Source organism: Rhizocola hellebori (genome assembly GCF_016862955.1).
Classification (GTDB): Bacteria; Actinomycetota; Actinomycetes; order Mycobacteriales; family Micromonosporaceae; genus Rhizocola; species Rhizocola hellebori.
This window is the reverse complement of the sequence record NZ_BONY01000010.1, coordinates 104310-116465: the sequence shown is the minus strand read 5'-3', so window position 1 is coordinate 116465 and position 12156 is coordinate 104310. Positions and strand designations below refer to the sequence as shown.

At 68.4% G+C, this 12156-nt stretch carries 13 protein-coding genes and 1 pseudogene; 8 read left to right on the top strand and 6 right to left on the bottom strand.

Going from position 1 to position 12156, the window contains the following annotated elements; translation table 11 throughout:
- Positions 1-17: 17 nt before the first annotated feature.
- On the top strand, positions 18-749 hold the full coding sequence (locus Rhe02_RS10185; RefSeq protein WP_203907881.1) for a methyltransferase family protein: 732 nt from the start codon (positions 18-20) through the stop codon (positions 747-749).
- On the opposite strand, the gene Rhe02_RS10180 is transcribed toward Rhe02_RS10185, so the two are convergent.
- On the bottom strand, positions 746-1717 hold the full coding sequence (locus Rhe02_RS10180; protein ID WP_203907880.1) for a helix-turn-helix transcriptional regulator: 972 nt from the start codon (positions 1715-1717) through the stop codon (positions 746-748). The genes Rhe02_RS10185 and Rhe02_RS10180 overlap by 4 nt on opposite strands.
- A 56-nt stretch (positions 1718-1773) precedes the next feature.
- Between Rhe02_RS10180 and Rhe02_RS10175 the strand changes: the two genes are divergently transcribed.
- Positions 1774-2544, top strand: coding sequence for an alpha/beta fold hydrolase (locus tag Rhe02_RS10175; protein ID WP_203907879.1), 771 nt, complete (start codon positions 1774-1776; stop codon positions 2542-2544).
- Here Rhe02_RS10175 and Rhe02_RS10170 read toward each other — a convergent pair.
- Positions 2501-3733 (bottom strand): MFS transporter, encoded by a 1233-nt coding sequence (locus Rhe02_RS10170; RefSeq protein WP_203907878.1) that lies wholly within the window; start codon positions 3731-3733, stop codon positions 2501-2503. The genes Rhe02_RS10175 and Rhe02_RS10170 overlap by 44 nt on opposite strands.
- A gap of 54 nt (positions 3734-3787) precedes the next feature.
- On the opposite strand from Rhe02_RS10170, the gene Rhe02_RS10165 reads away from it, so the two are divergent.
- From Rhe02_RS10165 to Rhe02_RS10150, 5 genes and pseudogenes are all read left to right on the top strand, one after another.
- Complete coding sequence (locus Rhe02_RS10165; protein ID WP_203907877.1) at positions 3788-4537, top strand: AraC family transcriptional regulator; 750 nt, start codon at positions 3788-3790, stop codon at positions 4535-4537.
- Between the two features lie 169 nt (positions 4538-4706).
- Positions 4707-5114, top strand: coding sequence for an SRPBCC family protein (locus Rhe02_RS10160; protein WP_203907876.1), 408 nt, complete (start codon positions 4707-4709; stop codon positions 5112-5114).
- Between the two features lie 172 nt (positions 5115-5286).
- Positions 5287-5607, top strand: a pseudogene (locus tag Rhe02_RS50875) (polysaccharide deacetylase family protein); the annotation flags it as partial.
- A gap of 256 nt (positions 5608-5863) precedes the next feature.
- Positions 5864-6307 (top strand): hypothetical protein, encoded by a 444-nt coding sequence (locus Rhe02_RS49745; protein ID WP_239123628.1) that lies wholly within the window; start codon positions 5864-5866, stop codon positions 6305-6307.
- Between the two features lie 83 nt (positions 6308-6390).
- Entirely contained in the window at positions 6391-7011 is a 621-nt protein-coding gene (locus Rhe02_RS10150) for a GNAT family N-acetyltransferase (protein ID WP_203907875.1), read from the top strand.
- On the opposite strand, the gene Rhe02_RS10145 is transcribed toward Rhe02_RS10150, so the two are convergent.
- The 4 genes from Rhe02_RS10145 to Rhe02_RS10130 are packed head-to-tail and all read right to left on the bottom strand — an operon-like array spanning position 7001 to position 10668.
- Entirely contained in the window at positions 7001-8314 is a 1314-nt protein-coding gene (locus tag Rhe02_RS10145; RefSeq protein ID WP_203907874.1) for an eCIS core domain-containing protein, read from the bottom strand. The genes Rhe02_RS10150 and Rhe02_RS10145 overlap by 11 nt on opposite strands.
- Positions 8315-8369: 55 nt before the next feature.
- Positions 8370-9389 (bottom strand): ABC-2 membrane transporter-related protein, encoded by a 1020-nt coding sequence (locus Rhe02_RS10140; RefSeq protein ID WP_203907873.1) that lies wholly within the window; start codon positions 9387-9389, stop codon positions 8370-8372.
- Positions 9386-10264, bottom strand: a complete 879-nt coding sequence (locus tag Rhe02_RS10135; protein ID WP_203907872.1) for an ABC transporter ATP-binding protein — start codon at positions 10262-10264, stop codon at positions 9386-9388. The genes Rhe02_RS10140 and Rhe02_RS10135 overlap by 4 nt, the downstream gene beginning before the upstream one ends.
- On the bottom strand, positions 10261-10668 hold the full coding sequence (locus Rhe02_RS10130) for a GntR family transcriptional regulator (protein ID WP_203907871.1): 408 nt from the start codon (positions 10666-10668) through the stop codon (positions 10261-10263). The genes Rhe02_RS10135 and Rhe02_RS10130 overlap by 4 nt, the downstream gene beginning before the upstream one ends.
- A 99-nt stretch (positions 10669-10767) precedes the next feature.
- On the opposite strand from Rhe02_RS10130, the gene Rhe02_RS10125 reads away from it, so the two are divergent.
- On the top strand, positions 10768-12150 hold the full coding sequence (locus Rhe02_RS10125; RefSeq protein WP_203907870.1) for a UDP-glucose dehydrogenase family protein: 1383 nt from the start codon (positions 10768-10770) through the stop codon (positions 12148-12150).
- The last annotated feature ends 6 nt before the right edge of the window (positions 12151-12156 follow it).

The window sequence follows — 12156 nt, the reverse complement described above, 5'->3', positions numbered from 1 at the left end:
CGACGACGATTTGGGGTATGACCAAACGCCTCGCCATCGCGACCTATGCCGTTCTCGCCTACGCGGCCTTCCTGCTCAGCGTCGTGTGGGCGGTCGGGTTCCTGGCCGGTCGCGGCGCCGTGACCTCTGTCGACGGGCCGGCCGCCATCCCGGCCGCGGCGGCGCTGGCCATCAACGGCGCGCTGTTGCTGGCCTTCGCCGCCCAGCACACGATCATGGCCAGGGCCGGTTTCAAACAGCGCCTGGCCCGGCTGCTCCCGCCGGCCGCAGAGCGCAGCACCTTCGTACTGGTTTCAAGCCTGCTGCTGTTCGCCCTGTTCGGCTGGTGGCAGCCCGTGCCGGCGACGATCTGGCATGTTGGCCCGCCATGGTCGGCGGTGATCTGGCTCGGGTACGCCATCGGCTGGGCCATCGTCGTGTGGTCGACGTTCATGATCGATCACGCGGATTTCCTTGGCCTGAAACAGGCTTACCTGAATCTGCGCCGGCGCTCCCACGGCGAGCCGGCCTTCACCGAGCGCTGGCTCTACGCCTGGTGCCGCCACCCGATGATGCTCGGCCTGGTGATCGCCTTCTGGGCCGCCCCGACCATGACCGTTGGCCACCTGTTCTTCGCGGTCTCGTCGACGGCGTACATCCTGGTCGGCATCCGCTTCGAGGAACGGGCCCTGCGAGCCCAGCTCGGCCCCGTCTACGAGGAGTACGCCGGCCGTGTCCCCGCCCTCCTGCCCCGCCCGCCGTCCAGCTAGAGCATCTGGGCAGTGGGCGATGCGGCCGCTCTGAGCCGATCGGCGAGGGCCGCGACCTCAATGCGAAGGGCGTCAGGCTTTTCGATGGTGAAAGCCCAGCCGAGGCCGGCGAGGAGTTGGGCCATGCCGTCGAGCCGGTCGGCGCGAGCGGTCAGCCGCACGCCGCCGGATACCGGGGTGAGGGCACCGACAGTCAGCGGCAGTCGCCGCCGCGCCTCGGCAAGGGTCGTGTGAAGTTGGACAACGACCTCGTGTTTCCAGCCTGCGGAACCGATCCCGGCCAGAACCTGCGCGGCCGAGTCGAATCCGGGCGGCACTTCGTAGGTGCCGTCGGCCGGCCAGGTCTGCGCGATGCGGTCCAGCCGGAACGTGCGGACTTCGCCGCGGCTGTGGTCGTGGCCGGTGACGTACCACCGTCCGGAGTGGAATACGAGACCGTAGGTGTCGAGCGCGCGCTGGCTGACGCGCCCATCCCACGCGGTGTAGTCGATGGTGACCGTGCGGCGGTGCTGGGCAGCTTCAGCCAGTTCGAGCAGGACCGGCACACCCGGCGGCACACCCGCCCGGCTGGGCGTGGTGAACTCGACCGTGGACAGCAGCGAGGCCAGCCGTTTGGCCAATGCGCTGGGCAAAACGCGTTGCAGCTTGGCCAGCGCGCTGTCGGCTGCGGCCACCTCGTTGGCGAGCAGTCCGGAGCGGCGGCCGACGGTGAGTCCGAGCACGACAGCCACGGCCTCGTCATCGGTGAGCATGAGCGGTGGGAGCTTGTAGCCGCGGGCCAGCTGGTATCCGCCATACCGGCCCCGTCGGGCCTGCACCGGAATATCGAGGTCAGCAAGGTGTTCGGCGTAGCGGCGCACGGTTCGCTCATCGACTCCGAGCCGCTTGGCAAGCTCCCCCACGGTCGACTGCCCGCCCACCTGTAACAGCTCCAGCAGGGCAAGCACGCGCGCTGTAGGCCGGGTCATAAAACTCTCCACTAAACCGGGCGGATCCTGTCCAGTATTGACCCTACGTTGAGGGCATGACAACTTACGTACTGGTTCCCGGATTCTGGCTCAGCGCCTGGGCCTGGCGCCCCGTGACCGAGACCCTGCGTGGCCGGGGGCACGACGTGCGCCCCGTGTCCTTGACCGGCATGGGTACACCCGTAAACGAGGCGCGACCCGAGATCGATCTGAACACCCATATCGACGACGTGGTAAACCTGCTGCAAACCGAGGACCTCAACGACGTGGTGCTGGTCGGGCACAGCTACGCCGGCCTGGTAATCACTGGTGTGGCCGATCGGGTCACCGAACGTATCGCGCAGCTGGTCTATGTCGACACCGGCCCCCTGCCAAACGGTATGTCGCAGAACGACTTCACGCCTCCGGAGCAGCAACGCGCCAACGCCGGGCTCGTCGCGGAACACGGCGACGGCTGGCAGTTGCCACCACCGCCCTGGGCTGCCCTGGCCGCAGACTTCCCCGATGTCGACGACGTAGCGATCGAGGCGCTCACCACCCATGCGGTCCCTCAGCCCTGGGCGACGGCTACCACGCCGACCGACCTGACGGGACGTTGGGAAAAGCTGCCCCGACTCGGCATCTTCTGCAGCTTCACCGTCGAGCAGGTACGGAGCATGGCCGCGATCGTGCCGGCCTTCCGGCACATGGCCGACGACGGTTGGCGGTACGTGGAGCTGCCCACGTGGCACTGGCCGATGTTCAGCCGGCCGGCCGAGCTGGCGGACATCCTCGACAATGCCGTCAGCCGACCTGGACTTGGGTTGGGCTCCCGTTCACAGGCGTAGTGTCTGCCGCCCCTTGTGCCCGTGACTCGGGGCCATGCCTTGCCCCCAGTCGCGGCGCGTTGGGCTCGGCCAGGGTGCGAAACAATAGCCAGCTCAATACGGGCATCACCACGAGCGGGGCCAGCGCGGTGCGCAGGGAGGTCGCGTCGGCGAGGCTGCCGACCAGGGGGCTGGCCAGGCCGCCGATGCTGACGGTGAGCCCGAGGGTGATCCCGCTTGCGGTGCCGATCCGCGACGGCAGATAGTCCTGGCCGAGCGTGACCTGAAGCGAGAACGGCACGTACAGACCCGCCGAGGTCATGGCCACGAACACGTACAGGGCCGGGCCCGGGGCGACCAGCACGCCGGCCACCGCCGCGATCGTGATCAGGTATGACCAGCGGGAGACTGCCACCCGGCCCCAGCGACCCGCCAGCGCGCCGCCCAGGACGGAGCCGACCGCGCCGCCGAGATAGAGCACGAACAGCGCGGCGGTGCCCGCCGCGGTGCTGCCGCCCATCCGCTGCGTGGCATAAAGCGAGATGAAGGTGCTCAGTCCCACGAACACCACGGAGCGGCACACCACGGCCAGTGACAGCCGCACGAATGACGCGGTGTCATCCGGCCCGGCCGGGGCGACCGCAGCGGATCCGGCGACCTGCCGCTTGCCCAGCTCGCGCAGCACCGGCAGGCACAGAACGCAGGCCGCGAGCGCCGGCAGCACCAGCACTGGCGTCAGGCGCAGCCCGCCGGTGGCCACCACCGCGCCGACCATGAGCGGGGCCACCGCGAAGCCGAGGTTGCCGCCCGTGGAGAACCAGCTCATGGCGCTGTGGCTGCCCTGGCTGGCGATCCGGGCGATCCGCGCGGACTCGGGATGGTAGGCGGCCACACCGATCCCGGAGATCGCGACGAACAGCAGGGTGAGCCCGTAGGAGCCGCTGACCCCGGCCAATGCGATGCCCACGCCGCCCAGAAGCGTGCTGACCGGCAACAGCCAAGGCATCGCCCAGCGGTCGGTCAGCGCTCCGAACAACGGCTGCACCACCGAGGACAGCAGGGACGCGGCCAGCACTATGCCCGAGACGGCGGCATAGCTGTAGGCGCGTTCAGCGACGAAAAATGGGACCAGCGACGCCACCGCGCCCTGATAGACGTCGACGCAGGCGTGCCCGACCGCGAGCAAGGTGATCGATATTCTCCTTCGCACCCCCTCATGGTTGGGGACTGCCGCCGTGTCGCGCTTCCGATAAACTGACGGGTGATGACGCAAATCCGCCACATGTCGGTCGCTCCCACCCGCACCCAGCGGCTGGTTTCCGGCGGCGCGATCGATGCGCATCGCCACGACGATCACCAGATCGTCTACGCCGCAAGCGGAGTGCTGACCGTCACGACCAGCGCGGGCACCTGGGTCGCGCCGGCCACCCGAGCCATCTGGATACCGGCCGGAATCGTTCACGCCCACAAAGCCCACGGAGAGCTCGACCTGCATCTGGTCGGGCTGCCCACGATCGACAACCCGCTCGGGCTGGCGGCCCCCACCGTGCTCGCGGTCGGCCCGCTGCTACGTGAGCTGATCATCGCCTACACCGGCGCCCCCGACGACGACAGCGCCGAACGGACCCGGTTGCGCGCGGTGCTGCTCGACCGGCTGCGCGCCTCCCCCCAGCAGCCATTGCACCTGCCCACACCGGCCTCGCCCCTGCTGCGCACACTGTGCGAAATCCTGCAGGCAGACCCGGCCGACACCCGAACCCTTGCCCAGATGGGCCATCAGGTCGGCGCGAGCGATCGGACCCTGTCCCGGCTGTTCCGCAGCGACCTCGGCATGACCTTCCCCCAGTGGCGCACCCAGTTGCGGCTTCAGCGCGCTCTGGTCCTGCTGGCCGAGAAGACCCCGGTGACCACGGTGGCCCACCGCTGCGGCTGGTCCTCGACCAGCGCGTTCATCGACGTCTTCCACCGCACCTTCGGCCACACCCCGGGCTCGCACCCCACCGCCTCCACATAGGAGCCGGTCGCGGCGCGTCATCGCGCGGGCCCCCGGGGGGCTCGCGGCACAGCTTCCGCGAGACGCATGGCCTGCACGCCTAATCGCCCAGGACACCCCGACGGCTCGCGGCACAGCTTCCGCGGGAGACTCATGGCCTGTATCGGGCAAGCCGACGGGAGACACGGGTGTGGCGACGGTTCGGGTTGAAGCGACCATTAGCGTTGCCGCACATCGGGTTTGGGATGCCGTCGCCGATGTCGGGGCGGTCCATCGCCGGCTGCTGCCGGGACGGGTCGCCAACGCGCGGATCGAGGGCGACATCCGGATCCTGACCATGCCGGACGGTTCGCAGATCCGTGAGCTGATCGTGTCGATCGACCATTCCTTGCGCCGCATGGCCTACACGGTCGTCGAGGGGCAACGGCTGCCGCTCGCCTACCATCATGCGGCCTTCCAGGTTTTCGACGATGGTGAGCGCTGCCGTCTGGTCTGGCTGACCGATGTGCTGCCGCACGCCATGGAAGCCGCGGTTCGCGCCCGCGTCGAGCGTGGCATAGCGGAGATCGCGCAGACCCTCGAAGCCGGCGACGCCTGACCCACCCGCCCGGCCCTTGCTTCCGGAAATGTTTCGCTCCATACTGCGAAATGTTTCTTTCGATCGCGGCTTATCGATGCTGTGGCAGGTGGTGGAGGCATGGCCCACGCCCTGGGCCACATTGCACCGCTCGGCATCGGACGGCCGCCGCTCCCACTGAAAGGGCCACCCAATGTTCGGAAACCTCCGTCCTCAATGGTCTAGCCGCACCGCCAGGCTGGCCGTCCTCGCCGTCACCGTGGCGATGGGCGGCGTCGCCATGGCGCTCACCGCCACCCCGTCCAGCGCCGCGACCTGCAACGGTTACGTCGGACTCACCTACGACGACGGGCCCACCGGCAGCACCAGCGCCCTGCTGAATGTGTTGCGCGCCAACGGCGTGAGGGCCACCATGTTCAACGTCGGGCAGAACGTCCAGAACAACCGGTCAGCGGCTCAGGCGCAGGTCGCGGCCGGCATGTGGGTCGGCAACCACAGCTGGAACCACTCCCACATGACCTCGTTCAGCCAGAGCCAGATGCAGTCCGACCTGTCCCAGACCAACCAGGCCATCCCAGTCGGCCACCGGCTCGGCGCCGCGACTGTTCCGGCCGCCTTACGGGGAGACCAACTCCACCCTGCAGTCGGTCGCGTCGTCGCTGGGCATGCGGCAGATCATCTGGGATGTGGACTCCCAGGACTGGAACGGCGCCAGCGTCAGCGCGATCGTGTCGGCCGCCGGCCGGCTCCAGAACGGGCAGATCATCCTGATGCACGACGGGATCCAGAACACCCGTGACGCGGTACCGCAGATCATGGCCAACCTCACCAGCCGCAACCTGTGCCCGGGCATGATCTCGCCGACCACCGGCCGCGCGGTCGCCCCCGACGGAACCACCCCGCCCACCGGCGGCCCCACCACCCCGCCGCCCGGCGGCGGCAGCTGCACCGCGACCATCACCCCCGGCACCGTCTTCGGTGACCGCTACAACACCTCGGTGACCGTCACCGGCGCCAACACCTGGGCCGTCGTGGTGGCCATCACCGCGCCGCAGAAGATCGTCACCACCTGGAACGGCAACCCGACCTGGGACAGCAGCGGCAATGTCATGACGATGCGGTCCAACGGCAGCGGCAACACGTTCGGCTTCACCACCATGTTCAACGGCAACAGCAGCGCCCGACCACAGATCCGGTCCTGCACGGCCGGCTAACCCGCTGTGCCATGCGCGGTCATCCTGTTTGGTGGCCGCGCATGGATCTTGCGATTTGTGCGCCTCCACGTACCGTGTAGCGAATGACGATCGTCCGTCCCTATCGCGCCGAGGATCGCGAGGCGGTGTACGACATCTGCGTCAGCACCGCGCACCACGGCGGCGACGCCCGCGGCCACTACCGCGACCCCGGCATTCTGCCCGAGATCTTCGCAGGCCCCTACCTGTTCTTCGAGCCGCAGTTCGCCTTTCTCCTGGCTGACGAGAGCGACCGCCCGGTCGGCTACGTCCTGGGTACCGGCGACACCGCGAAGTTCGTCAAACGTTTCCGCGACGAGTGGCTGCCCATGGTCAGCGACCGATATCCGCCACCGCAGGACGAACCCGCCGACGCCGACGGCGCGATGCGCCACGAGCTGCACCTGCCCGAGCGGATGATCGTGCCCGAGCTGGCGGCCTACCCGGCGCACCTGCACATCGACCTGCTGCCCGGCTACCGCCGCCAGGGCCACGGGCAGGCGCTCATGCGAAGACTTGTCCAGGCTCTGGCCGATGCCCGGGTTCCCGCGCTGCACCTGGCCTTGGTCACCGCGAACACGGGGGCGCGCGCCTTCTACGACAGCATCGGCATGCATGTCATCAACGTGGCCAGCCCCGGTCGGCTGACCTACCTAGGGCTTTCCATTGGCCCGGCTACTGTTTGAGCTCACTTTCCAGGCGGGGCTTGAGCCAGGCGAGGAAACGATTGAGCATCTCGGGTGTGCGCGGCCAGGTGCGCCTTCGCTGATCGGTGCCGGGACTGAGCGCCAGGTGGGCAGTCCGTTCGCCGGCGTTGTACAGGTCGTTGAAATTGTCGATCCTCTTGATCATCGCTGGTTTCCAGTCTTCCAGCCAGGTAACGGTTTTGGCGGCGTCAACCTGATACGTGATGCCGTATGCCGAGCAGAAGGTCTGGAACCGCTTGCGCACCCCACCGGTCTTGGGATCGTAGAAGGAACTCAGCGCCTGTGACAGCTTCATGTTCTTGCCCGGCTTGAGGTTCTCGGTGAAGCCGTGGGTGTCCACATCGCCCAGCAGATCCTCCGGAGACGCCGAGATGTTCCAGTAGTCGTCACCGGTCAACCGCTGGCTTGACTTGGGCGCCTGCGGGTGCGGGCTCAGATTCTGTTCGGTCCGTTGCGGATCGGCCGCCTCCTCGGCTCTGGTCTGCCACACCGAGGCGATGCCGACATCGGCTATCCAGCCGGTGATGTCCAGGCCGGACACCCCGTAAGAGGTATAGGGATCCTCGATGCGCGGGTGCAGGATCGCTTCTGCCCCAAGCACAAGATGCCCGAAGTCGATGCGTTCCCCGCCGGGCAGCAGGATGAACGGCGACGGGTTCTTGATGTTGAGCGGTTTGTACTCCACAGCCTGGCTCTTGAGCCGGGTCTGAGCGTCCTGCGGCGCCTGGTCGATGGTCATCATCGAGGGGTACACATCCCGCGCCCGCTGCTCGGGAAAGGCGCTGTTCCAGCGGACGCCGCTGTAGTAGAGGCTGCGGATCCGGGTCAGGATGCGGTGCGGGTCATCGACCGGATAGGCCGCTTCCACGGCGGCGATGTCCTTCACCAGCTGGTCGAGGGGGATGACGCCCTCCTCGGCGGCGGGATCCGGAGCGCACTGGATCATGGCCGTGGACCTGTCGTGCTGTTCCACGACGTGGGCCAGCTCATGGGCGAGCAGCTGCGCCCCCTGCGCGCTGTGTGGCGAGTAGCGGTCACGGGCGAAGGCCACCTCGGAACCCATCGTGAAGGCCTGGGCCCCAAGGGTTCTAGCGCTCGCCTGCGCCCGGGCGTCGGTGTGGATGCGCACGCCGGAGAAGTCGAAACCCAGCCGCGCACCCATCTCCTGGGCAACGTCTGTCTCCATGGGACGGCCGGGGTCCTGCTCCAAATCGTTGATCAGTTTGGAATGGACCGGCGCGGAAACAGGGGTCTTAGGAGCATGGACCGCCTCATCACCCATCTCTTGACGATAGTGCCTAGGTGGTGGGGGTTCCCCCGACGGAAACCCGACCGAGCTACCTAGGCCGTATCCACACGAAGCAGAACCACGCCAGCAGCAGGCTGACTATCGCGAAGATGACTGTCTCGTAAGCCTGAAACAGCCAGAACCGCTCCGCCGGATGGTAGGTCACGGACTGCCGGTAGCCCTCGGCCGCGAGCCGTTGCAGGCACTGCTGTTGGACGGCTTCCCCCATCGGCGAATCCGGCGGCGCGCACCCGGCGGCCCAGGCCGGCAGGGCGACGACGGCGTGCCCGGTGGCGTCCACGGTTTCGTTGCCGAGCATCCAGGCGCCCGGCGGGCCCAGATCCACCAGCAGCCCACGAATGGTGCCGTCCTCGGCGAGGTCGAGGCCGCCGACGCGCTCGTTGGTGGTGATGGCGGATTCGAGGCGCTCCGGTGCGGCCAGATGGGGCCGGACAAACGTCGGCACGAGGATCAGCACTGCCACAAGGACGGCGAAGGTGACGGCCATAGCGGGCAGGGTGCGGCGCAACAGCAACCCAGCGGCGGCGCCGAGGGTCAGGGCGAAGGCCGAGTGCCCGATCACGACAATCCCCCGGGCGTCGAACACGATCGGTGTCATGCGGTTGAGGCCGGTGATGGCCGTGGCGTCGAGCGGATGTGACCACCAGCTCACCGCCACCACGGTCAAGGCCGCGGCCGCGATCGTGGCCAGGCCGACCAGGCCGAGCTTGACGGCCAGCCAGCGGCGGCGCGAAACGCTTTGCTGCCACACCAGATCGTGCGTGCCGGTCTCGAACTCGCGGCCGATCAGGGGCGCTCCCCAGAACATGCCCACCACCACGGGCAGGACGGTCACGAGCAGGATGAGCCCGAAGTAGGCGCCGACGTGGGGGAAGAAGAAGTGGTCGTAGGCATCCCCGATGCAGGTTCTTGCACACCGGGTGAGCAGGGCGTCGTACTCGCGGTACAGGTTGGGGCCGGTGATTGCGAGGGCGAGGGCCACCGCGCCCAGCACGCCGAACACCGCTGACGCCGAGGCCCGGAACTGTCGCCAGGTGAGCCAGATCATCGGGCCATCTCCATCGGGGAAAGGTTCGCCGCATCCGCCTTCATGTACGCCAGGACCAGGTCTTCCAGGCCGACCTCGGAAACGGTCCAGGCCGGGTCGACCGGCTGATGCGCGCGTACCAGCAAAGTGGTCTGCCGCTCGGTGTGGCGCTCGGTGATCACCTCGGCGCCCGGCAGCGTGGCGGGGTCACGGCGTGGCCCGACCAGCTGGCGGTGGGATGCGAGCAGCTCGTCGATGCCGCCCGCGAGGCGCACCCGCGACGCGACGAGGATGACGAGGTGGTCGCAGATCCGCTCGAGATCGCTGATCACGTGTGAGGAGACGATGACGCTGACGCCCGCATCGACGGTGGACTCCATCAGGCCCTGCAGGAACTCGCGGCGCACCAGCGGGTCGAGGGCGGACAGGGGCTCGTCGAGAACCAGCAGATCCGGACGCTTGGCGACGGCCAGGGTGAGGGACAGCTGCGCCCGTTGCCCGCCGGAGAGCCGCCCGGCGCGCTGCCGGGGATCGAGGCCGGCGCTGTCGAGGCGAGCCCGTGCGGTCTTCCAGCACCAGCGCGGGTTGAGCCGGTCTCCCAGCATCAGATGCTCCTCGACGGTCAGGCGTGAGTAGACCGGTGTGGACTGCGCGACGTAGCCGACCCGGCTCAGCTGCGCCGCGCTCGCGGCGGGCCGCCCGCCGAGCACCTCGATGCCGCCGGTGGTCGGCTGCAGCTGGCCCACTGCCAGCCGCAGCAGGGTGGTCTTGCCCGCGCCGTTGGGGCCTACCAGCCCCACCACCCGGCCGGCCGGAATGTCCACTGTGCACTCCGACAGCGCCCATCGGCGCCCAAATCGCTTGCCCAGCCCGGCGGCCCGCATCACCGCGGTCATGTCATGTCCTCCTTGCTGGCGGCTTCTCGATGGGCTGCCCGGAATGTCGTCCAGAACAGCGCCTCGATGCTGTCGTCGTCGAGGCCCTCCCCGCGTGCCCGATGCAGCCAGGCGCGCAGGTCCACCCGCAGCGGCTCGTGCGCGGCGACCGTGTCGTCGGCGAGGCTGCGCAGCACAAAGGTCCCGGCCCCGGGCCTGGGTTGCACCAGACCTTCGTGTTCGAGCTCCCGATAGGCCTTGAGCACCGTGTTGGGGTTGATCGCCAGCTGGGCCACCACCGCCTTGATGGTGGGCAGCTGATCGCCCTCGCGCAGCACGCCCAGCCGAAGCGCCTGGCGCACCTGCTGAACGATCTGCAGGTAGGGCGCGACGCCAGAGCCGGGGTGCAGCAGGAACTCGATCACCGATTACTCCATTGTCTTAACCTGTTAGCACTTTAAGGAAACTGACCGATCGACGTCAAGGGGCAGTTCGCGGCCCGAGCGGAGGTGTATAACTTCCAGATGGCTCAGAAGATCTGCATCGTCGGTACGGGATACGTCGGCCTCACCACGGGAATCTGTCTGGCGTTCCTCGGTCACGAGGTCACCTGCGTCGACGTGGACCAGGCGAAGATAAGCGCGCTGCACGCCGGCGACGTCCCGATCTACGAGCCCCACCTGCGCGAGCTGATGGCCCTCGCCGCCGAGAACCTCAGCTTCACCACCTCATATGCCGACGGCGTCGCAGATGCCGACGTGGTCTTCATCGCGGTCAACACGCCCACGGCCGCCGACGGCAGTCCCGACCTTCGCTACCTGCGCGCCGCCGCGCAAAGCATCGGCGAAACCCTCGGCGACAGGTTCACGGTGGTGGTGAACAAGTCCACCGTGCCGATCGGCAGCGGCAACTGGGTCGGCGCCATCGTGCGCGACTTTTTCGAGGCCACGCACCCCGGCACGCCCGGCAACTTCCAGCTCGCCTCCAATCCCGAGTTCCTGCGCGAGGGCACCGCGATCGGCGACACCCTCTACGCCGACCGGGTGGTGGTCGGCTCCGACGATCCCCGGGCGCTGGAGGTGCTGTCGAACGTCTACCGGCCGATCCTCGACCAGACCTTCACCCCGCCGGCGTTCCTGCCGCGGCCGGAGAACTTCGGCGTGGTCCCCCTTGTCTCCACCGATCTGGCCTCCGCGGAGCTGATCAAGTACGCGGCAAACTCGTTCCTGGCCTTGAAAATCAGCTACATCAACGAGATCGCGCAGCTCGCCGAGCGGGTGGGCGCGGACATCGCCCAGGTCGCGCTCGGCACCGGCCTGGACACCCGCATCGGGCGGCGATTCCTCGGGGCCGGCATCGGATGGGGCGGCTCCTGCTTCGGCAAGGACACCGCGGCGCTGATCACGACCGCCCGCGAGTACAAGCTCGACATGCCGATCGTCGCGGCAGCGCGGGAAACCAATCAGCGCCAGCGCGAGCTGGTGGTGGAAAAGCTGCTGGAAGAACTGCGCATCATCAAGGGCTGCACCATCGGCATCCTCGGGCTGGCCTTCAAGCCCGACACCGACGACCTGCGCGACGCCCCCGCGATCGACATCGCGCAGCGGCTCATCAGCCGCGGCGCCCGGGTGCGCTTGCACGATCCGGTGGCGATGGGCCGGCTCGCCCGCGAGTTCCCGGAGCTGGCCGACTGCTTGCGCGACGAACCGGCAGAAGTGGTCACCGGCGCGGACGCGGTGGTCCTGGCCACCGAGTGGGCGCAATACCGCCAGCTGGACTGGAAGGCGCTGGCGCCGCTGATGCGCTCGCCGATCCTGCTCGACGGCCGGCACACCCTGGACAGGCAACGCTTGACGGCGGCCGGCTTCCGCTACATCGCGGTCGCCGCGTGGAATCCGCCGCGCTGACCCGGG